At 38.9% G+C, this 20,106-nt stretch carries 23 protein-coding genes; 11 read left to right on the forward strand and 12 right to left on the reverse strand.

Going from position 1 to position 20,106, the window contains the following annotated elements:
* Positions 1 to 461 precede the first annotated feature (461 nt).
* A complete protein-coding gene (locus SHYC_RS12465; RefSeq protein WP_231912797.1) occupies positions 462 to 599 on the reverse strand; it encodes a hypothetical protein in 138 nt (45 codons plus the stop codon).
* Between SHYC_RS12465 and argF the strand changes: the two genes are divergently transcribed.
* Positions 565 to 1,530 (forward strand): ornithine carbamoyltransferase, encoded by a 966-nt coding sequence (gene argF / locus SHYC_RS01605; RefSeq protein WP_231912813.1) that lies wholly within the window; start codon positions 565 to 567, stop codon positions 1,528 to 1,530. The two genes, SHYC_RS12465 and argF, sit on opposite strands and share 35 nt — an antisense overlap.
* Before the next feature lie 335 nt (positions 1,531 to 1,865).
* On the opposite strand, the gene hisIE is transcribed toward argF, so the two are convergent.
* Genes hisIE through SHYC_RS01650 form a run of 9 tightly spaced genes read right to left on the reverse strand, consistent with a single transcriptional unit; the run spans position 1,866 to position 8,769 of the window.
* Complete coding sequence (hisIE, locus tag SHYC_RS01610) at positions 1,866 to 2,495, reverse strand: bifunctional phosphoribosyl-AMP cyclohydrolase/phosphoribosyl-ATP diphosphatase HisIE (protein ID WP_039643910.1); 630 nt, start codon at positions 2,493 to 2,495, stop codon at positions 1,866 to 1,868.
* Positions 2,492 to 3,250 (reverse strand): imidazole glycerol phosphate synthase subunit HisF, encoded by a 759-nt coding sequence (gene hisF / locus SHYC_RS01615; RefSeq protein ID WP_039643912.1) that lies wholly within the window; start codon positions 3,248 to 3,250, stop codon positions 2,492 to 2,494. Before hisF ends, hisIE begins: the two co-directional genes overlap by 4 nt.
* A complete protein-coding gene (hisA, locus tag SHYC_RS01620; protein WP_039643914.1) occupies positions 3,247 to 3,951 on the reverse strand; it encodes a 1-(5-phosphoribosyl)-5-((5-phosphoribosylamino)methylideneamino)imidazole-4-carboxamide isomerase in 705 nt (234 codons plus the stop codon). Before hisA ends, hisF begins: the two co-directional genes overlap by 4 nt.
* Positions 3,944 to 4,519 carry an imidazole glycerol phosphate synthase subunit HisH gene (gene hisH / locus SHYC_RS01625; RefSeq protein ID WP_039643916.1) on the reverse strand — a complete coding sequence of 192 codons (576 nt, stop codon included), beginning with the start codon at positions 4,517 to 4,519 and terminating at the stop codon, positions 3,944 to 3,946. Before hisH ends, hisA begins: the two co-directional genes overlap by 8 nt.
* Positions 4,516 to 5,091, reverse strand: a complete 576-nt coding sequence (hisB, locus tag SHYC_RS01630) for an imidazoleglycerol-phosphate dehydratase HisB (RefSeq protein ID WP_039643918.1) — start codon at positions 5,089 to 5,091, stop codon at positions 4,516 to 4,518. Before hisB ends, hisH begins: the two co-directional genes overlap by 4 nt.
* Positions 5,069 to 6,085 (reverse strand): pyridoxal phosphate-dependent aminotransferase, encoded by a 1,017-nt coding sequence (locus tag SHYC_RS01635; RefSeq protein ID WP_039643919.1) that lies wholly within the window; start codon positions 6,083 to 6,085, stop codon positions 5,069 to 5,071. Before SHYC_RS01635 ends, hisB begins: the two co-directional genes overlap by 23 nt.
* A gap of 5 nt (positions 6,086 to 6,090) precedes the next feature.
* Entirely contained in the window at positions 6,091 to 7,374 is a 1,284-nt protein-coding gene (hisD, locus tag SHYC_RS01640) for a histidinol dehydrogenase (protein ID WP_197708978.1), read from the reverse strand.
* The gene (gene hisG, locus SHYC_RS01645; RefSeq protein ID WP_039643924.1) at positions 7,331 to 7,945 is read right to left on the reverse strand and encodes an ATP phosphoribosyltransferase; all 615 of its coding nucleotides are present in this window, start codon (positions 7,943 to 7,945) and stop codon (positions 7,331 to 7,333) included. The genes hisD and hisG overlap by 44 nt, the downstream gene beginning before the upstream one ends.
* The gene (locus SHYC_RS01650; protein ID WP_039643926.1) at positions 7,933 to 8,769 is read right to left on the reverse strand and encodes an ATP phosphoribosyltransferase regulatory subunit; all 837 of its coding nucleotides are present in this window, start codon (positions 8,767 to 8,769) and stop codon (positions 7,933 to 7,935) included. The genes hisG and SHYC_RS01650 overlap by 13 nt, the downstream gene beginning before the upstream one ends.
* 233 nt (positions 8,770 to 9,002) lie before the next feature.
* On the opposite strand from SHYC_RS01650, the gene deoC reads away from it, so the two are divergent.
* Both deoC and deoB read left to right on the forward strand, forming a co-directional pair.
* Complete coding sequence (deoC, locus tag SHYC_RS01655; RefSeq protein ID WP_039643612.1) at positions 9,003 to 9,665, forward strand: deoxyribose-phosphate aldolase; 663 nt, start codon at positions 9,003 to 9,005, stop codon at positions 9,663 to 9,665.
* 29 nt (positions 9,666 to 9,694) lie between these two features.
* Positions 9,695 to 10,873: a phosphopentomutase gene (gene deoB / locus SHYC_RS01660; RefSeq protein WP_039643928.1), complete on the forward strand. Its 1,179-nt coding sequence runs from the start codon at positions 9,695 to 9,697 to the stop codon at positions 10,871 to 10,873.
* A gap of 114 nt (positions 10,874 to 10,987) precedes the next feature.
* Here deoB and glpT read toward each other — a convergent pair whose 3' ends face one another.
* Positions 10,988 to 12,349 (reverse strand): glycerol-3-phosphate transporter, encoded by a 1,362-nt coding sequence (glpT, locus tag SHYC_RS01665; RefSeq protein ID WP_039643930.1) that lies wholly within the window; start codon positions 12,347 to 12,349, stop codon positions 10,988 to 10,990.
* 485 nt (positions 12,350 to 12,834) lie between these two features.
* Between glpT and dhaK the strand changes: the two genes are divergently transcribed.
* The 4 genes from dhaK to SHYC_RS01685 all read left to right on the forward strand — a co-directional run bounded on the left by dhaK (position 12,835) and on the right by SHYC_RS01685 (position 16,297).
* Positions 12,835 to 13,803, forward strand: a complete 969-nt coding sequence (gene dhaK / locus SHYC_RS01670) for a dihydroxyacetone kinase subunit DhaK (RefSeq protein ID WP_039643932.1) — start codon at positions 12,835 to 12,837, stop codon at positions 13,801 to 13,803.
* Between the two features lie 13 nt (positions 13,804 to 13,816).
* Positions 13,817 to 14,392: a dihydroxyacetone kinase subunit DhaL gene (dhaL, locus tag SHYC_RS01675; RefSeq protein WP_039643934.1), complete on the forward strand. Its 576-nt coding sequence runs from the start codon at positions 13,817 to 13,819 to the stop codon at positions 14,390 to 14,392.
* A 1-nt stretch (position 14,393) separates the two neighbouring features.
* Positions 14,394 to 14,759, forward strand: coding sequence for a dihydroxyacetone kinase phosphoryl donor subunit DhaM (dhaM, locus tag SHYC_RS01680; protein ID WP_039643937.1), 366 nt, complete (start codon positions 14,394 to 14,396; stop codon positions 14,757 to 14,759).
* A gap of 296 nt (positions 14,760 to 15,055) precedes the next feature.
* Complete coding sequence (locus SHYC_RS01685) at positions 15,056 to 16,297, forward strand: aminoacyltransferase (protein ID WP_039643939.1); 1,242 nt, start codon at positions 15,056 to 15,058, stop codon at positions 16,295 to 16,297.
* 151 nt (positions 16,298 to 16,448) lie between these two features.
* Here the strand turns inward: SHYC_RS01685 and SHYC_RS01690 are convergent, their stop codons facing one another.
* Positions 16,449 to 16,799, reverse strand: a complete 351-nt coding sequence (locus SHYC_RS01690) for a zinc ribbon domain-containing protein YjdM (protein WP_039643940.1) — start codon at positions 16,797 to 16,799, stop codon at positions 16,449 to 16,451.
* A gap of 171 nt (positions 16,800 to 16,970) precedes the next feature.
* Between SHYC_RS01690 and SHYC_RS01695 the strand changes: the two genes are divergently transcribed.
* From SHYC_RS01695 to SHYC_RS01710, 4 genes are all read left to right on the forward strand, one after another.
* On the forward strand, positions 16,971 to 18,350 hold the full coding sequence (locus tag SHYC_RS01695; protein ID WP_039643942.1) for an NAD-dependent succinate-semialdehyde dehydrogenase: 1,380 nt from the start codon (positions 16,971 to 16,973) through the stop codon (positions 18,348 to 18,350).
* Positions 18,351 to 18,375: 25 nt separating this feature from the next.
* Positions 18,376 to 18,675: a hypothetical protein gene (locus SHYC_RS01700; RefSeq protein ID WP_039643944.1), complete on the forward strand. Its 300-nt coding sequence runs from the start codon at positions 18,376 to 18,378 to the stop codon at positions 18,673 to 18,675.
* Positions 18,676 to 18,711: 36 nt separating this feature from the next.
* Complete coding sequence (locus SHYC_RS01705) at positions 18,712 to 18,990, forward strand: hypothetical protein (RefSeq protein WP_158484623.1); 279 nt, start codon at positions 18,712 to 18,714, stop codon at positions 18,988 to 18,990.
* 135 nt (positions 18,991 to 19,125) lie between these two features.
* A complete protein-coding gene (locus SHYC_RS01710; protein WP_039643949.1) occupies positions 19,126 to 20,079 on the forward strand; it encodes an alpha/beta hydrolase in 954 nt (317 codons plus the stop codon).
* Positions 20,080 to 20,106: the final 27 nt, after the last annotated feature.

Here is a 20,106-nt window from a genome sequence, read left to right on the forward strand (position 1 = left end):
TATAAGCACGCCTGACCTAATAAGGGTCAAGCGTGTTTTTTTATGTCTTTATAGGTATGACAAATACATCTTGTTATGGATGTCCGCATATTATATTGATAATGATGTCGTAACCTACCATAATATCGGTATTCATTTTGATAATGATATTTTTGAGATATGTATAGCGTCTCGTGACATGTGTCAACAGATGGTTTTTTAATGGTACATGGGCCATCCATATTAATAAATAACTATTATTGGTTCTATGAGGACCAGGAGAGCAATGTGCATACGAAACGTGTATATGTTGAAAATCACAAAATGAAAGTAATCGAGGATAGGTCTTAAATTTAAATAATGATACCTTTTTTCAATAATTATATAAGCGCACATACATGGTTCGTTATGTCTTTTTTAATGGTGTATTGACTTCTGAATTGACTCTAGTATAATGATACACTATATAGTATAAATATAATTTATTCTGTATAAACATTCGAAAAAGGACGTGGTTTTGATGGGACGTACACAACAACTTTAAAACAAATAACAGCATTTAAAGGTAAGAGTTTTTTAAAAACGATTGATTTTTCAAAAACAGAGCTTGAAACACTCATTGATTTTTCATTGGAACTGAAGCAGAAGAAAAAGCATCAGTTACCACATCCTTATTTAAAGGGGAAAAACATCGCATTACTATTTGAAAAACCTTCGACACGTACGCGTGCTGCTTTTAGTGTAGCTGCGAAGGATTTAGGTGCACAAGTCGATTATTATGGTGAAGGTGATTTTCATTTAGGGGTCAAAGAATCTATAGCGGATACGGCACAGGTGTTTGGACGTATGTATGACGGTATTGAATTTAGGGGCTACAAACAAGCTGACGTTGAAACGTTAAGTAAAGCATCAGGTGTACCTGTATGGAACGGATTAACTGATGAGTGGCATCCTACACAAATGATTGCGGATTTTATGACATTGAAAGCGCATTTTGGCACCCTAGAAGGTAAAACATTAACTTACGTCGGTGATGCAACCAATAATGTTGCACATGATTTGTTAGTAACAGGCGCTATCTTAGGGGTGAATGTTCATATTGCAGCACCATCGTCATTACAACCAAGTGTTGCTATTCAACAAATGGCACAATCATACGCGCAAGAAAGCGGTGCTCAAATACGCATTACAGATCACATTCAAGAAGCGCTGCATCTTACGGATGTCATCTATACAGATGTTTGGTTATCGATGGGCGCGGATGCGTCAGAGTGGGGAGCGCGCATTGATGCGTTATTACCATATCAAGTGAATGCGGACATGTTGGCGCTTACCGACAATCCCAAAACTATTGTGATGCATTGTTTACCAGCGTTTCATGATTTAGAAACTAAGACTACTTTAAACATTCATCAACATTATGGCCTTACAGCGATGGAAATCACAGATGATGTTTTTCATTGCGAACAGTCGGTAGTTTTTGAACAAGCTGAAAATCGATTACATTCCATTAAAGCTATACTTGCTGCAACTTTAGGTGAAGTATTTTAAAATATTTGACTAACCGTAGGAATGGGGCTGGTCCATAAATCATTTCAATTTTGATTGTTCCTAACGTCTCGCTTTTCTAAGCGCATACGCAAATCAGTCAACTGCTGCCTTAAATATTGTAAAATCCAAGAGATTTCTGTGCTTAAAATAAATTTTCGGTTTCGGCTTAATGCCTCAGAAGTCTCGGCTAAGGAAGCAATCAAAGTGATGTGTTAATTCACCATCCTTCCCTACATAAATATAACCAACAAAGTTCATCGAACATGAACTTTGTTGGCTTTTTTGATGAACAGGGAGCTATGCCCAGACCTATTTTTATAGTCACCTGATGGTATTCACCATGTTTCGATATCGGCACGTTCGCCTTTAAAGTTGTTTTGAGTTTGATGCCGTTCGGCTAATTTGGCTTCAACGTCATCGATTGAAATACCTTGTTCATGCCATAACACAGATAAGTGATAAAGTAGGTCGGCGCTTTCTTCAATGACTTCTGATTGATTGTCATTTATCGTCGCTATGACGACTTCAAATGCTTCTTCACCAAATTTCTTAGTTATTTTTTCGCGTCCTTGTGTCATTAAATAATGGGTATATGATTGTGTGTCAGCCTCTTTCAAGCGTTGTTGAATTGACGTTTCTAATTGTTTGAGATGAAAAGGTATGGGTGTATTAAAACAACTTTGTGTGCCTTTATGGCAGGTTGGTCCTTCTGGATGTACGAGTAATAACAGAGTGTCTTCGTCGCAGTCTAAATGCATTCCGACGACGCGTTGCACATGTCCGGATGACTCGCCTTTTTGCCATAGACGTTGCTTGGATCGTGAGTAGAACCAAGCGACACGCGTGTCAATTGTTTTTTGAAACGCGACTTCATTCATATAGCCCAACATGAGTACTTGATGAGTATCCGCATCTTGTAATATGACGGGGAGTAACCCCTTTGAAAAATCAGGATTTAAGGTCATCTTACAGGGACACCTCCTTCACGTAGTACACTTTTAATCGCTCGAATTGTTGTTTCTTTATCGTGTAAAATACTCGCTGCAAGTCCTGCGGAAACGTTAGTTTGTGTAAACAAATCTGTAAAGTGAGTGGCACTTCCACCACCACCCGACGCAATAATAGGGATATTAACACGCTTGGCAATGCCATTTAAATGGTCGATGTCAAAGCCTTGTTTCATACCGTCAAAGGCCATACTTGTGACAAGTAATTCTCCTGCGCCAAGTGCTTCAACTTGTGTCACCCAATCGTATACGCGTATGGGGGTGCGTTGTTTACCACCATGCGTACAACAAAAGTAATCGTTTTCGATAGAATCATAATCACTATCAATAGCGATACAAATACATTGCTTGCCGAATTTTTCACTTGCTTGACGTATGAGATCAGGGTTATTTAATGCTGCGGAATTAAGCGACACTTTATCTGCGCCGTGTTGTAATAACTGAGAGATATCCTCTAATGTAGAAATGCCACCACCCACAGTTAATGGGATAAAAAGTTGTTCGGCAGTTCGTCGAATGACATCCAAAGTTAAATCATGTCCTTCTTCAGTTTTGGATATGTCTAGAAATACGAGTTCATCAGCACCTTCAGCATTATAGTATAGTGCGAGCTCAACAGGGTCTCCGATATCACGTAAATCTTTGAATTGAACCCCTTTAACGACACGTCCATCTTTAACGTCTAGGCAAGGGATAATGCGTTTTTTGATCATGAGCGTCCCTCCCAAAATTCTGGGTTGTGTGCAGCTTTACCGACAATAGCGGCATGGACACCGATGGCTTCTAATTGGTTTAAGTCATTTTGGTGACGGATGCCGCCTGAAGCGATAATTGGAAGTTTTACAGCTTGGACAAGCTGTTGTGTCATTTCAAAGTTAGGACCTTGTAGTTTACCATCTTTTGCGATATCCGTATAAATGATGCCGCCAATGGGTAAAGCAGCGATTTCTTTAGAAAAAGCAATCAAATCGAGATTCGTTTTTTCTAACCAACCGTTTATTTTAATATTGCGACCGTATGCATCAACAGAAACATACAGTTTCCCAGGAAATAATGTACTCATCTCTTGAAGCCAACCAATATTTTGTATGGCTTGTGTTCCAACGATGCAGTAATCTACACCAGCATTAAAATAGGCACGAAGTGTTTCTTCATTGCGAATGCCACCGCCAACTTCCACGGGTTTGTTACTGTGTTTAATAAGGATTTCGATATAAGATGCTTCAGATGTAGATTGTTGTTTTGCACCGATGAGGTCGACGATATGAATACGATCGACACACGTATATTGGTTATAAAATGCAATACTTTCTTCAGCCGATCGTTCCATTTTTTCAGACGTTTCATATTGTCCTTCTGTTAATCGCACACTTTGTCCATCGATTAAATCAATCGCTGGCCATATTTTAATCATGTATCCATCCTCCTTCAAGTGCTTGTTTTAAAATAGTTAAGCCATCATCACCGCTTTTTTCTGGATGAAATTGAATGCCGATATAGTGTTGATATTGAACGATTGCAGGTATAGCTGTACCATAATCCGCATAAGCAATAACATCGTCTGTCATAGGGGCTTGATAACTATGAATAAAGTAAACATCTTGATGCAGTGCCTCTAAATGACTGTGTAATGTATTCCAACCTAAGTGGGGGACGGTATATGAGGTTTGAATCGCTTTAATGTTGCCGGGAATGCGTCCAAGACCTTTTACATTGCCTTCTGCACTCCAGTCATACAACAATTGCATGCCTAAACAAATGCCGATGATAGGTTGTGTCGTTGTTTTTAAAAAGTAGTCAAGTTGATGCTGTTCTATAGTTGCCATCGCATCTTTAAAATGACCGACGCCTGGTAAAATGAGCGTATCCGCGTGTTTTAATAGTGCTTCATCATGTGTTAAACACACCTCATACCCTAAATGTTCAATAGCTCGTTTGACGTTTAGAACATTGCCGAGTCCATAATCTACTATCGCAATCATTCTATAACCCCTTTCGATGAGGGAATACGTGTATCATTTGTAGGTGTGAGTGCTTGTTTAAATGCACGTGCAAATGCTTTAAATATGGCTTCAATCTCGTGGTGTGTATTTCCTTGATGAAGTAAATCAATGTGTACAGTTAGGCGCGCATTAATGACCAGTGCTCTAAAAAATTCTTCCACCAATTCAGTATCGAATGTGCCCACTTTTTCTTTACTAAATGATGCGTTGAAATAGAGATAGGGGCGTCCGCTAATGTCGACCACGGCACGCGCAAGTGTCTCATCCATCGGTAAGTATTGTGTGCCGTATCGTTCGAAATGCCGTTGTTCTTTAATCATCTGTAAAAACAATTGCCCGAGGACAATCCCAATATCTTCCGTCGTGTGGTGATCGTCTACCCAAGTATCACCGTCGACATCGATGTGAAGCCCGATACCGCTATGAAAACTGAACAGTGTCAACATATGGTCTAAAAATCCAACACCTGTCGCAATATGACTGTCAGCAGATTGTGTGATCTCTATGGCGATTTTCGTTTCTTTCGTTTCACGATTTATTTGATATGTCATATTGTTCACTCCATTCTTTTACAATACGTTCGAATTCATCAAGGGCCTCATTTGTAACAATTGAATACCGGACACATTGGGCCATTGGTTTTTCCGTTTCAATGTTGTAAAAACGTGGTAGGAAGCCGTGTGCTTTGACATGGTTTCCGAGTGCCAATGCGGCAGTGCCTCGAGTTAACACAAAATTGGTGTCACTCGGATAAACGGTCATTTTTGATGCAGCATAAGTTTGAAGAATCGATTTGAGCCGTGTGCTCAGTTGACGTTGTTGTGCGATGAGTTTATCTGTATGGGCGTGTTCACGAAATAGATACGTCCCCACTTTTAATGTGAAGGTACTCATTGGATAGGGGTGTTCTATGTGTTTCACGATATCGATAGTCTCTTTTGTGCCAATCAATACCCCTAAGCGAAGCCCTGCAATTGCAAACGCTTTTGATAATGTCCGCATGCGTAAAAGGTTCGGTGACATGTCGATGTTCAATGGTTTTGAAAACTCAACATACGCTTCATCGACTACAAGATAACCGCCATATTGCGAGACAGCGTCAAGTAAACGTATGACATCTGTTTCATTGAATCGATACCCTGTAGGATTGTGCGGATTACTAAAAATAAAGAAACTAGGGCGGACCTCATGAATACGTGTAATAATGGCATCGATTGAAAAGGTCAAGTCTTCACGTGCTTCAACATAGGCAAGCGGGCGTTGAACTTGGCGTGCATAGTCTTGGTACATAAAAAAGTCTGGATGTAAGGCGAGACAAGGACCATTAGGCATGGCGAACATTAATTTTTGAATGAGGTCATCTGAGCCATTGCCAATACAGATTTGGTCAACATTAAGATTTCCATAATATTCCACGTAAGCCGACTTAAAGTCGTCATATGCCTCATCAGGATAAAGATGGTAGGCACATTGATCTAAGATATTGTGCAATGTCTCACGGGACATCGGTTGAATCGGGCTTTCATTTTTGTCCATGCGAATCATCGCAATCACCTCTTTTGTCGAATGAATAATGAACGTTGATGGTTGAAAAGTGCTTCCTCATGCGCTAATAATGCTGCATCTTGGTACGTATGATGATATGTCTCTTTGGTCAACTGAATGACTGTGTGTTTAGTTAAAAAGTCATTGACACTTAAACCGTGTTGAAATCGTGCCGTCCCATTAGTAGGTAAAACGTGACTTGGTCCAGCGATATAATCGCCGATAGCTTCAGGAGACCAACGCCCTAAAAATAAACTGCCGACATAATGAATATATGGCACATATTGTTTCGGTGACGTCGTTTGTATGGACGCATGTTCGGGCGCAATCTCGTTTAACACATGACAACTCTCTGCAAAGCTTTCTGTATGAATTAAGTAATGATGTTTGTTCAAACTTTCAGATAAAATAGTGTGCCGTGCAGCGCCAGTTAACGTATTTTGAATGTGCTGTTCCAATTCTTTGAGTAAGACTTTATCTTCTGAAATAACGAATGTACGTGCTAATTCATCGTGTTCTGCTTGCGCGAAAATATCATACGTAACATCTTCTAAGTTGCAGGATGTATCGATAATAATGGCAATTTCACTTGGTCCAGCAATTTGATCAATACCGACATCACCGTACACATATTTTTTGGCGTAAGCAACATATTGATTACCGGGACCAACAATCTTATCGACTTTAGGAATTGTTTCTGTGCCATATGCGAGTGCGGCGATACTTTGAGCACCACCGACTTGAAATACACGTGTAACACCCGTAATCCAACATGCGGCCAATACGCTTTTGGCGATTTTGCCATTTTGGGGTGGGGTAACAACGATAATGTCAGTAACGCCTGCCACTTTAGCAAGGGTTGCGGTCATCAAGACTGTAGAAGGATAACTTGCTTTGCCACCTGGAACGTAAATGCCTATCCGTTTTAAAGGATGATATGTTTCATATATCTCACGGGACGCATCACCATTGGCATAACGGATACTGGATTGATAACGTGCAATACGATCATAGCTATGTTCGAGGGCTTGACGTAGATCAGAGTCAAGTGTGTCATACGCAGCTTTTAGTTCGTGTGGTGGGACTTCCCATGAAGTAGGTACGTGCCCATCAAACTGTTTTGTATAAATCTCTAAAGCACGATCTCCCTCTTGTTTAACGTGTTCACATATACGTGAAACTGTAGTGTGAATATTTTCATTAAATGAATCATTTGAGTGCAGTTGTTGTAAAAAAGATTGTGCGCTAATAAGCAATACGTGACACCCCCAACATTTGAATAAATGCATCGATTTCTTGAGATACTTTGAAAAAACTTTGGCGATTTGTAATGAGTTGTGCTTGAATATCCTGAATATGTTCTTTTTCAACTAAACCGTTTGACTTTAAGGTGTTTCCAGTTTGAACGATGTCAACAATTGCATCGACCATCCCAATCACACACGCCAGTTCGATCGAACCTGATAATTGGATAATCGAAACATCACGACCCGTTTCTTTAAAATACGTTGCAGCAGCAACAGGATAAGAAGTTGCGATTTTGCGATAAGTGTTGGTGTCATCGAAAGCAGCAACTGCTAAGTGACAGTGTCCAAAAGGAAGAGCGAGCAGTTGATTCACATCATAAGACGTTTCATTTAATATGTCGCTTCCAGTAATGCCAATATCTGCATTACCTTGTTCGACATATTGCGGCACGTCAGGACCTTTTACAAATAAAAAACGATAATGCTTAGTGACAAGCTGTAATGCCCGCCCGCGAGCGTTCAATTGTTCTGCGAGCGTGGTATTACCATTTTCCTCTAAAAAAGCAATAAAACTTTTCAACAGTCGTCCTTTGGCAAGCGCTATCGTGAGCATTCATGTTCCTCCTTTTCATCTAGTGTGAGTCCGAGTCCAAATCCTTCAAGATCGTCACAATAGTAACCACCTGATAACACTTTGCCACTAGATAAATAACTTTTAATAAACGTTCCCGTATAATACGAACGTGGTGGCTGAGGTGTGATATCGAGATGAATGTCTTCTATCCCTATTTGTTTTAAGAAAGTTGTCCATCGCGTTAAACTTTGCAAAATGCGATGATCTTCAGGATACAATGTGTGTAAGTGATCGATTCCTACGTGTGTAGGCATATTGAGTAATTGAACAAGTGGATGTGACACACTTAATTGTGATGTAAGCTCTGAAATGTTGCGTTGTTCCAATAGATTGAGTAATGTGTGATTTTCAGCTTTTGGACCTAACAAGAGTTGAATCAATTCAAAATGGCCAAGCACGACATAATCGATACGCTCGTGTAAAACGGTCTCGATATAAGATTTGAAAAATGTATATGCCTGTTGAATATGTTGAATCGTCGGCTCATAACATTCTAATCCAAGATGGGTGACGACCCTGTGGTGTCGTGCGATAGGACCACTATATGCGATTAAATCATGATGCCTTTGATAGATGGAATAATAGCGTTTTAATTGATCGGTAAAATCATTACGCAATGCATAAAGTGTGGTTTCATTTTGCCATACTGAGCGTTCGTTCATTTGTCGCAAGTCATCTTTGGATAATTGCGTCCAATTTAACGTTTCAATAAAGTCAGTATCAATAATCTTAAAGCCATGCATTTCGGCTTGTTGTAAAAAGTTAAGTTCATTTATTTTTTGTTGGATGACAGCATTTGTCATAGAAACACCTCGCTTTCACTCTCTACCATGTTAAAGTGTTTTTAAAAAGATGTTTCCATACTAGCATGGAATAAATCTAAATTCAATGACTTTTCTGAAAAATAAAAAAATGATTCTCTCATGTCTTTTAATTGAGTCATGTTTAACGCCCTATGGAAAGTAGAAATAATCGTTTTTTAATAGTGGGCATTGTATAATATATATGACGAAATAAAGAAAAAGGAGCAACGTTTATGAATTTTGAAAAATATATTGATCATACACTTTTAAAACCGGAGTCGACACGTGCACAAATCGACAACATTATTGAAGAGGCAAAAAATTATCACTTTAAATCTATTTGCGTTAATCCTACACATGTTGCGTATGCCCATGAGAAATTGGCAGATTCAGATGTCTTAGTATGTACGGTTATTGGGTTCCCATTAGGTGCGAATACACCTGAAGTAAAAGCGTTCGAAACGACAAACGCAATTGACAATGGGGCTGATGAAATTGATATGGTGATCAACATCGGCGCATTAAAAGACGGTCGTTATGATGATGTTCAAAAAGACATCGAAGCTGTCGTAAAAGCTGCACAAGGAAAAACAGTTAAAGTCATTATTGAGACGACATTATTAACAGATGACGAGAAAGTGAAAGCATGTGAATTATCAAAAGCTGCGCAAGCGACATTTGTGAAAACATCTACAGGATTCGCAGGGGGTGGCGCAACAGTCGCAGACGTAAAGTTAATGAAAGAAACAGTAGGCGATGCACTTGAAGTGAAAGCGTCCGGCGGTGTACGTAATTTAGATGATTTTAAAGCAATGATTGATGCAGGTGCGACACGTATCGGTGCAAGTGCTGGCGTTCAAATTATGCAAGGTTTAGAATCCGATTCAGATTACTAAGCAAGCATCAGACATAAGGAGGGGTTACAATGGCAACATTTAACCGTGTACATTTAATCGTAATGGACTCTGTGGGAATTGGTGAAGCGCCTGATGCCCACAAATTTGGTGACGAAGGGTCACATACACTCCGTCATACGTTAGAAGGTTTTGATCAATCCTTACCCAACTTAGAAAAACTTGGGCTCGGTAACATCGATGCTTTACCGGTCATCGACCGAGTGGACCATCCAATGGCGTACTATCATAAGTTGAGTGAAGCCTCAGTCGGAAAAGATACAATGACAGGGCACTGGGAAATGATGGGTTTAAATATCATGCAGCCGTTTAAAGTCTACCCAGACGGTTTTCCAGAGGAACTTATTCAAGAGATTGAAGCGATGACAGGTCGTAAAGTAGTCGCAAACCGCCCAGCATCCGGTACACAAATTATCGATGAGTGGGGCGAACATCAAATGAAGACAGGAGACTTAATTGTCTATACGTCGGCAGACCCTGTGCTTCAAATCGCAGCACACGAAGATATCATTCCTTTAGAAGAACTGTATGACATTTGCGAAAAAGTTCGTGAACTCACAAAAGATCCGAAATATTTAATCGGTCGTATTATCGCACGCCCATACGTGGGTGAGCCAGGCAACTTTACGCGTACAAGTAACCGTCATGACTATGCGTTAAAACCATTTGGCGCGACGGTCATGAATGCATTGAAAGATGACGGTTATGACGTTATTGCGATTGGTAAAATTAATGACATCTATGATGGCGAAGGGGTCACTGAAGCTGTCCGTACGAAAAGTAACATGGACGGTATGGACCAATTAATGAAAATCGTCCAAAAAGACTTTAAAGGTTTAAGCTTTTTAAACTTAGTCGATTTTGACGCATTATATGGTCATCGCCGAGACAAACCAGGTTACGCCCAAGCGATAAAAGATTTTGATGATCGCTTACCTGAATTATTTGGCCACATGCGTGAAGATGATTTATTAATCATTACAGCAGACCATGGAAATGACCCAACAGCTGAAGGTACAGATCACACACGTGAATACATTCCAGTACTATGGTATAGCCCAAAATTCAAAGAAGGTCATGCGCTCGATGGCGATACGACGTTCAGTTCAATTGGAGCCACAATTGCCGATAACTTCGGCGTGAAACTACCAGAATTTGGTCACAGTTATTTAAACGATTTAAAATCATAGACATAGATGCGTACACGACGTACGCGCATAAAAATAGCCTTCAACATTCATCGCGATATGAATGTTGAAGGCTTTTGTTATACACGTTTAATGTTTAAGTAGGGGAAACGTGAATTAAGATTTTACAACTTCTTGACCACGTTTATTCCAAGTGAAAATAAAGCTCACCATAGCGAGTATACTGATAACGGTTAATAAAATGAAGCCAGCATTCCAACCGTAGCCATCAACGACAATACCCATAATGATATTTGCCATTACTGCACCGCCTAGATAACCGAATAATCCAGTTAAGCCAGCAGCTGTTCCTGCTGCTTTTTTAGGCACATAATCTAATGCTTGGAGACCAATTAACATTACTGGACCATAAATTAAGAATCCAATTGCGATTAATGCCATGTTGTCGATCCATGGATTTCCTGGTGGATTTAACCAATATACAATAACGGCTATCGTTACGCCTAACATAAAAATAAATCCTGCGGGGCCACGACGACCTTTAAACACTTTATCTGAAATGTAGCCACATAGTAATGTCCCAGGAATACCTGCCCATTCATAAAGGAAATATGCCCAACCAGATGCTTTTAAATCAAATCCTTTCGCTTCGCTTAAAAATGTAGGTGCCCAATCTAAAACGCCGTAACGAACAAAATAAACAAAAATGTTTGCGACTGCGATCATCCACACCCATTTATTATTTAAGACGTAATGAAATAAGATTTCTTTAGTCGTCAGTTCTACTTCTAACGTTTCATGTGAATGACTTGGATAGTCATGACGATAATGTTCAATTGGGGGTAAGCCCATCGATTGAGGGGTATCACGAACGAGTAAATATGAGAAAAAGGCAACGATTAATGCGATAAGTGCTGGATAAATAAAGACGCCTTCAAAGCCTTTTAAATAGCCAAATGATAAAGTGCTTGTCAATGCAACACCAGCAAGTGCGATAGGGGCCATTAAACCGCCACCTACATTATGGGCAACGTTCCAAATAGCGGTTTTACTACCACGTTCACTCACACTAAACCAATGTACAAGCACACGACCTGATGGTGGCCATCCCATACCTTGGAACCATCCGTTTAAGAATAATAGTATAAACATAATAGAAATGCTTGAAGTTAAAGCAGGAATGAATCCCATTAATAGATTCACAATAGCGGATAATACAAGTCCAAGTGTTAAAAATATCCTTGCATTGCTTCGGTCACTGACTGTCCCCATCACAAATTTACTAAAACCGTATGCGATGGAGATAGCAGATAGTGCGAAGCCAAGTTCAGCTTTACTGAAACCCTCCTCGATTAATGCCGGCATAGCAAGTGAAAAGTTTTTTCTTAATAAATAATAGCCCGCGTAACCGAGAAATATTCCAAGAAAGACTTGAAATCTCAGCTTCTTATATGTATCGTCGACTTGATTTGCTGGCAGTGGATCAATGTGTCTAGCGGGTTTTAAAAAGTTTGCCATATTCTACCTCCTAATTTAAAAAATAAAAACTATATCAAACGAAATGAAAGCGGTTACGTGTAATTTAATCATAGTGAGTGGCAATATTATTGTCAATAAACTTTTTTAAAATAATTATATTTTTTTAATGCCCATTAATATGTATTTATTCTAATGGAAAGATGTACATACACAAAGTGTTAAAAATGATGGATTGATTATTTGGTAAATGCGCAAAATGAACATGAATTGTTAATTTAACAGAATAAACGATTGGGATGCAGGAAGGGATTAAAATTCGATTAGAACGTGAGAAAGATGGTTTGAATACAGTGAGAGATGATTATTTTATAATACCGTCTCTTTTTTGAATTACGCCTTGTGTATTTACTTTTAAAATATAGTAAAGGGTTTGGCGTGAGTTACGGTTTCATTATGCGTTATAATGATTTTGGAAACATTAACAAAACTGGGAATGATTCGCTATTCCCAATGAGGTGATCATAATGAAAAAACTGATTCAAGAGAAAACACATTTTTTACAAGACATGCTCGACGGTTTAAAAATCACCCACCCCGAGTTGGATATCGTGGCGGATACAGTCGTTGTACGTCAATCTAAAAAACAATCGGGTGTCGCTTTAGTTTCTGGTGGCGGCAGTGGTCATGAACCCGCACATGCTGGTTTTGTGGCTGAAGGGATGTTGGATGCTGCGGTATGTGGCGAAGTCTTTACGTCTCCCACGCCAGATAAAGTGTTAGAAGCAATTAAAGCTGTTGATAATGGCGATGGCGTATTGTTAATTGTTAAAAACTATGCAGGCGATGTAATGAACTTCGAAATGGCACAAGAAATGGCTGAAATGGAAGGAATTCAAGTCGAAACAGTCATTGTACGAGATGATATTGCTATAGATACGGTAGAACAACGTCGTGGTGTAGCGGGTACAGTGCTTGTTCATAAATATGCCGGTTATTTATCTGATAATGGTGTCAATTTAACAGATATTAAAGAAAAAGTAGAAGCCTTTTTAGAAGGTGTACGTTCTATTGGCATGGCACTGACACCACCTGCTGTGCCAACAACAGGACAGTATGGCTTTGATATAGACGATACTGACATGGAAATTGGTATCGGCATTCACGGTGAGAAAGGATTAGAACGTACGCATGTAGAACCGATTCAGGACATTGTAACGCGTTTAATTAATAAATTAGAGACTGAAGTTGATGCAACAGATTTAATTGTTATGGTCAACGGTATGGGAGGCACGCCACTGTCTGAACTTAATATTGTGACGAAATATGTATCAGAGGTTTTTGAAGAAAAAGGGAAAACAGTGAAACGCTGGTTTATTGGCGATTATATGACGTCTCTAGATATGCAAGGCTTTTCACTTACAGTAGCGCCGTTTGATCAAGGCATCGTGGAAGCGTTAAACGCACCAACTACGAGTCATTATTTTAATAATTAAGGAGGACATCCAGATGAATGCACAACAATTAAAAACACGTTTACTTGACTTAGCAACAACTTTCAAAAATGAAGAAGCACATTTAACTGAACTAGATCGTGCGATCGGTGACGGTGACCATGGTGTAAATATGTTGCGTGGGTTTGAAGCGTTAAAAGATAAATTGGACGATCAATCAGTCGAAAGCATTTTAAAATCTACGGGTATGACATTAATGTCGAATATTGGCGGTGCTTCTGGTCCGCTTTATGGTTTTAGCTTTGTAAAGATGGCACAAGTTGCGAAAGATGATATTGATCATGAAGGTCTTGTGGCGCTATTAACGGCATTTTCAGAAGCGATTGCAGCACGTGGAAAAGTATCAGGCGGCGAAAAGACAATGTATGATGTGATACATCGAGCACAAAAAGCAGTGGAAAATGGTGAGACAGTGACACTTGAAACACTTCAAAGCTATGCGGATGATACGAAAGATTTAGTGGCAACAAAAGGGCGTGCCGCATACTTTAAAGAAGATTCTAAAGGCCATGTTGATCCGGGTGCTCAAAGTAGTGTCTATATCTTAAACGCGCTGATTGGAGAGGATTAATATGACGAGTTTAATTATAGTAAGTCATAGTGAAAAAATTGCTGAAGGTACGAAAGAGCTGTTAGGTCAAATGTCTCCAGACGTGGATGTTGTCGCTATTGGCGGTGCGGATGGAGAAATTGGAACTTCATTTGATGCAATATCAGATGTGTTGGCGCAACTTGAAAACGATGCAATGTGTTTCTTTGATATTGGTTCAGCAGAAATGAATCTTGATATGGCGATTGAAATGTATGCAGGGCAATATCGCATTGAAAAAGTCTCGGCACCTATCGTTGAAGGGAGCTTCCTAGCGAGCGTATCCTTAACGACGAACGGTGACTTTGATCAAGCGATTGAAGCGGTAAAAGAAGAATTTGATAAATAATGATTGAGTGAAACGGGTTGTTGATGCAACCCGTTTTTTATGTGATACAAATATAAAAATTATCGTTCAGACTTTCTTGAAATAGTAGTGTGAAAACAAAAGGCTTAAAACGTATTCACTCCATTGAATAATTCACTATGTGAACATATTAATTATATTTATTATTCGAATGTCTCATAAATATATGTGTCATGTTAAGTTGTAAATGTTATAATATTGTAAAACGGTAAGGGGTTTGAACACCAGGGAGATACTTTCATGCCGTAGGAAACATCAAAAGAAGGGACGTTTGAAAGATGCAATTTGTTACGTTAACGTCGGAAGAATTCGAAACATTTGCACAAGCACATTTTTCACATTATACACAATCTGTGCCACATTATTTATTCCGAGAAAGACAAGGGGTCGCGCATCTAGTTGGTGTTAAAGATGATCAACAAAATATTATTGCTGCGTGTCTTTTAACAGAAGCACGATGCTTAAAGTTTTTTAAATATTTTTACACTCAGCGTGGACCAATCATGGATTTTAATAACCTTACACTTGTGCAATTTTTCTATCATCATTTAACTACATATTTAAAAAAACAACGCTGTTTATATGTATTGACTGACCCGTATTGGTTAGAAAATATTAGAGATGCGAAAGGGAATATTATAAAATCTTATGATAACCAAACACTCATTCAAGTAATGCATAAACTCGGTTATGAACATCAAGGCTATCCAGTAGGCTATTCAACTTCAAGTCAAATCCGGTGGTTGTCGGTCCTAGACTTAAAAGATAAGTCAATTGATGCATTACTAAAAGAAATGGGCTATCAAACGCGACGTAACATTAAAAAGACATATGAAATGGGTGTCGAAGTTATGACGCTTCCATATGAAGAGACAGAACGTTTTTTCAAATTATTTCGTATGGCTGAAGAAAAACACGGCTTTAAGTTCCGTGATTTGGCATATTTCGAGCAGTTACAAGATATCTACGGTGAGCGCATCATGCTGAAGTTAGCTTATATTGATTTGAATAAGTTACTAACCGCGTATGAAGACCGTTTGGACGAATTAAATCAACAACTAACTGAAGCAGAAGTTGTTTTAGCAGAAAATAGTAATTCGAAAAAAACGAAAAATAAATATCAACAACTGCAACAACAGGTTGCGAGTCAACAAAAGAAAATAAAAGAGACACAAGCGCGTATCGCATCAGATGGTGAGGTGCTCGATTTAGCAGCCGCTGTCTATATTTATAATGACCATGAAGTATATTACCTTTCAAGTGGATCAAACCCTAAATATAATGCGTATATGGGGGCATACCGCTTACAATGGGAAATGATTCAATTTGCCAAAAACTATGGCATCAATCGCTATAATTTTTATGGGATTACGGGCGATTTCTCAGAGAATGCAGAAGATTACGGTGTGCAACGTTTTAAAGAAGGATTTAATGCGCACGTTGAAGAGTTTATTGGTGATTTTGTCAAACCAATCATGCCACTATGTTACCGCTTATATCAACTAATCAATCGATCTTAAACAAAGGTGTTAATTCTATAGATCTTGACTGGTTAACGATATATAGATTCAAAGACGTGTATATTGAGGTGAAATTATACGCCTTCAAAGTGCATCATTTGAGACTTTGAAGGCGTATTTATTGGAGTAAATTGAGCGACAGTTCGATGGATTAATTAATCTTTTTAACAACTTCTGATTTTAAGCCAATTTGACCAAAACCTGGAATTTTACAGTCGATATCATGTCCATCTTCAGGATCTACAAGTTTAATGTTTTTCACTTTTGTTCCTTGTTTAATTGTGCTAGACGCACCTTTCACTTTTAAGTCGCGAATGACTGCGACAGTATCCCCATCTTTAAGTTCATTGCCATTGGCATCTCGGATGATGGCAGCTTCTTCTGCTTCAGCCACAGATTCTGGTGTCCATTCATGTGCGCACATCGGACAAACATACAAAGCGCCATCTTGGTATGTGTATTCTGATCCACAGCTAGGACAATTAGGTAACGCAGTTGTCATAATGATGACCTACTTTCTTAAATTTTAGTTTCTTTATTAATCTAGCATAGAATGGTGTAAATGTGTGTATCAATTTTTAGAAAATGTTACGATAAAATTATAATATTATGAAAATGATTTTTGTATTCGACGTCATCGCAATATAAAATCTAATAAGAAAAAGGTGATGAGATGGCAACATTAAAAGTATTGAATCCATCGACAAATGAAATCGTAGACACGCTAGACTATACCCAAGAATCAGATATTAATGCGCAAATTGACAAAGCGCATCAAGCATTTTTATCTTGGAGAAAAGTGGATGCGCATGAACGTTCACGTTTATTATGGGCTTGGTCATCTTTAATTAAACAACACAAAGATGAACTGGCACGTCTGATTACATTAGAGGGTGGAAAACCACTCAAAGAAGCACAAGGTGAAGTCGACTATGCGGTGTCTTATGTCGACTGGTATGCCGAAGAAGCCAAACGCACCTATGGACGCACAATACCAGCGCATACCCCAGATAAAAAGATCATTATTGATAAATTCCCAATTGGTGTTGTTGGTGCGATTACGCCGTGGAATTTTCCTGCGGCCATGATTACACGAAAAATGGCTCCAGCGTTAGCGGCAGGGTGTACCATTGTGTGTAAACCCGCTGTCCAAACACCGCTCACGACGAAACGCCTTGTGGAACTCGCACATGATGCCGGAATTCCAAAAGATGTCATCAGTTATATTGTCGCAAGTGGTAAAGATGCTGGACGGTTGTTTAATGAACATCCGCATATTAAAAAAGTAACGTTTACAGGGTCAACACCAGTAGGGAAAAAGTTAATCGAACAAGCTGCAGCAACTGTAAAAAATGTCACGATGGAACTCGGTGGTTTAGCACCCATTATTGTGCATAAAGATGCGGACATTGAACGTGCAGTAGATCAAACCATTGCATCCAAGTTTAGAAATGCAGGACAAACGTGTATTTGTGCCAACCGCATTTATGTTCATGAAGCAATTGCAGATGAATATGAAACACAGCTCATCGAAAAAGTTCATGCGCTGAAAGTAGGCGATGGTTTCGATGATTCTGTTACGGTCGGACCGTTAATCAATCAAGATGCGGTTGAGAAAGTTTTAGATCACATTGAAGATGCAGTGACACATGGTGCCACGTTATCACGCTCTTTAGATGATATTAAAATCGGAGGCAATTTCTTAAAGCCGGTAGTTATTACGCATGCCAATCAACAGATGAAATGCATGCATGAAGAGACGTTTGGACCGATTGCCCCAGTGATGCGCTATCAACATTTAGATGACGCGATTCAAATGGCCAATGATACCGAATTTGGCTTAGCCGCTTACTTCTTTACGAATGATTATCGGACAGGTCTCTATTTATATAATGAAATTGATTACGGTGTTATCGGTTGGAATGATGGTGCGCCATCAGCAGCGAACGCACCATTCGGTGGTATGAAAGAAAGTGGCTATGGACGTGAAGGCGCGATAGAAGGTATTGAACCTTATTTAGAAACAAAATATTTATCAATTAACATCAAATAATTTGTATTCATAAGGAGTGTATACCATGTTGAAGTTGATTGTATTTGTGCTGTTATTTTTAAATATCGCTTATATTACAATCGCATATCTTAAGAAAAATGATCATATGATATTCAATATGAATTTCAACCAGTTTTCAGAAGCGACACGCAATCGTGCGTGGACATATTGGTATATATATATCATTAAGGTTAATTTTGGCTTAGGATTTTTATTTGCATCGATACTTTATCACGAATGGGTCTATAGTGTGCTCACTTTCATATGTGCCGCTATTGCTCTCTACGCATTTTATAAAATGAATCAACTAAAAAAAGAAACGTAGGTGACCATCATAGATATCGCGAGTGTTGCATCCATCATGATTATGATTTTTGTGGCAATATTGATACTCATTATTTATTTGACAAAGTGTAATGCGCTCGTCGCAAATTTTGATATGTCTCAAATACCGAAAGCGCATGTTCAAACCGCATGGAATTTATGGCTCGTAGGCGCATTAAGTGTATTAGTGGCTAGCATCATCACGATTTTATTACGTGTAGTTTCTTCCAGTATACTTACCTTCGTGCCAGTAGTCATTGGCGTCGTCGTCATGACGATGTGCTTTATTAAAATTAACAAATATCGTAAACACTAATCGGATCCCTCTAATTGTTAAGAATGTCCATAACAATTAGAGGGGTTTCTTTGTTTGTGAATCATTTCCATAACGCCTTTTTTTATTCTGGGCTATAATGAAAATGGATTAGAAAAAAGAAACGGTGAGCCTATCATGAAACATAACACTTCAAAACAAGTGAAAAAAGAATATTTAACCATTAATCGTAAGCGACATGGAATAATTATGGAATCGAGAGATTGGTCAAACCCCGTCTTACTTATCATTCACGGAGGACCAGGGTTCCCATTATATCCTTTTATGAGTGCCCATCACGTAGATTTAACAGAATACTACACGGTTGTGTATTGGGATCAACCGGGTACAGGCATGTCCGGGGTACGCACAGCGCCGAGCATTCAAGCGCTTGTTGAAGATGCCCATCAGTTAATTCAATATTTAACGACAACATTACACCAGTCAAAAGTCTATCTCATGTGTCATTCGTTTGGCACGATTATTGGTACGCATCTGGCGCATCAGTACCCTCAATGTATTGCGACATACATTGGTGTAGGTCAGTTAGGCCATGTCCTTAAAAATGAACATCGCATTTTAAATCAAATTAAAATGTTTGCGCACCAAGAAGGCGACCATGAGGGGTTACAACTGTTAGAAAAAGTACGATTAGACTATGATTTTCACACTAATAAATATTATCGTTTATTGCGAGATTGGTACACAGCACGTTATAAATCTGGTTTTTCAAGCAGAGGGTATGGGCTGTTGAAAATGATTCAAGTTATTTTAAAAACACCGCACTATACATTACGCGAACGTTTAAATATTTTGCGAAGCGGTTTAGTTGGATCCCCGCGCCTTTCTCAAGAAATGACGCGTACAAATTTATTAGATATTGCCCAGGAAATATGGGTACCGATTGTCATTATGCAAGGTGTGCATGATATGCAAACGACCCTCGAAGAAAGTCGTATCTTTTTTGAAAAGTTAGGGTCTCGATATAAGCGGTACTACTACTTTCAAGACGCCGCACATGCACCTTTTGTCGACGAAACGGAAAAATTTTTATTTATTATGAAAGAAATTATTGACCCTCACGCGACGTGATACATTACATTCAAAGTATGGAGGTGA

The sequence above is a fragment of the Staphylococcus hyicus genome (genome assembly GCF_000816085.1).
Lineage (GTDB): Bacteria > Bacillota > Bacilli > Staphylococcales > Staphylococcaceae > Staphylococcus > Staphylococcus hyicus.

Excerpts from the sequence above, each read along its gene's own strand:
- glpT (WP_039643930.1), bottom strand. The coding sequence starts at position 12,349 with ATGGCAAACTTTTTAAAACCCGCTAGACACATTGATCCACTGCCAGCA.
- SHYC_RS01710 (WP_039643949.1), top strand. The coding sequence starts at position 19,126 with ATGAAACATAACACTTCAAAACAAGTGAAAAAAGAATATTTAACCATT.
- SHYC_RS01690 (WP_039643940.1), bottom strand. The coding sequence starts at position 16,799 with ATGACAACTGCGTTACCTAATTGTCCTAGCTGTGGATCAGAATACACA.
- dhaL (WP_039643934.1), top strand. The coding sequence starts at position 13,817 with ATGAATGCACAACAATTAAAAACACGTTTACTTGACTTAGCAACAACT.
- hisIE (WP_039643910.1), bottom strand. The coding sequence starts at position 2,495 with ATGACCTTAAATCCTGATTTTTCAAAGGGGTTACTCCCCGTCATATTA.
- deoB (WP_039643928.1), top strand. The coding sequence starts at position 9,695 with ATGGCAACATTTAACCGTGTACATTTAATCGTAATGGACTCTGTGGGA.
- hisA (WP_039643914.1), bottom strand. The coding sequence starts at position 3,951 with ATGATTAAAATATGGCCAGCGATTGATTTAATCGATGGACAAAGTGTG.
- SHYC_RS12465 (WP_231912797.1), bottom strand. The coding sequence starts at position 599 with ATGAGTGTTTCAAGCTCTGTTTTTGAAAAATCAATCGTTTTTAAAAAA.
- SHYC_RS01700 (WP_039643944.1), top strand. The coding sequence starts at position 18,376 with ATGTTGAAGTTGATTGTATTTGTGCTGTTATTTTTAAATATCGCTTAT.
- SHYC_RS01685 (WP_039643939.1), top strand. The coding sequence starts at position 15,056 with ATGCAATTTGTTACGTTAACGTCGGAAGAATTCGAAACATTTGCACAA.
- SHYC_RS01650 (WP_039643926.1), bottom strand. The coding sequence starts at position 8,769 with ATGACAAATGCTGTCATCCAACAAAAAATAAATGAACTTAACTTTTTA.
- dhaK (WP_039643932.1), top strand. The coding sequence starts at position 12,835 with ATGAAAAAACTGATTCAAGAGAAAACACATTTTTTACAAGACATGCTC.
- SHYC_RS01695 (WP_039643942.1), top strand. The coding sequence starts at position 16,971 with ATGGCAACATTAAAAGTATTGAATCCATCGACAAATGAAATCGTAGAC.
- hisG (WP_039643924.1), bottom strand. The coding sequence starts at position 7,945 with ATGCTCACGATAGCGCTTGCCAAAGGACGACTGTTGAAAAGTTTTATT.
- SHYC_RS01635 (WP_039643919.1), bottom strand. The coding sequence starts at position 6,085 with ATGATTCGCATGGACAAAAATGAAAGCCCGATTCAACCGATGTCCCGT.
- dhaM (WP_039643937.1), top strand. The coding sequence starts at position 14,394 with ATGACGAGTTTAATTATAGTAAGTCATAGTGAAAAAATTGCTGAAGGT.
- hisD (WP_197708978.1), bottom strand. The coding sequence starts at position 7,374 with ATGCATTTATTCAAATGTTGGGGGTGTCACGTATTGCTTATTAGCGCA.
- hisB (WP_039643918.1), bottom strand. The coding sequence starts at position 5,091 with ATGACATATCAAATAAATCGTGAAACGAAAGAAACGAAAATCGCCATA.
- hisF (WP_039643912.1), bottom strand. The coding sequence starts at position 3,250 with ATGATCAAAAAACGCATTATCCCTTGCCTAGACGTTAAAGATGGACGT.
- hisH (WP_039643916.1), bottom strand. The coding sequence starts at position 4,519 with ATGATTGCGATAGTAGATTATGGACTCGGCAATGTTCTAAACGTCAAA.
- SHYC_RS01705 (WP_158484623.1), top strand. The coding sequence starts at position 18,712 with ATGATTATGATTTTTGTGGCAATATTGATACTCATTATTTATTTGACA.
- deoC (WP_039643612.1), top strand. The coding sequence starts at position 9,003 with ATGAATTTTGAAAAATATATTGATCATACACTTTTAAAACCGGAGTCG.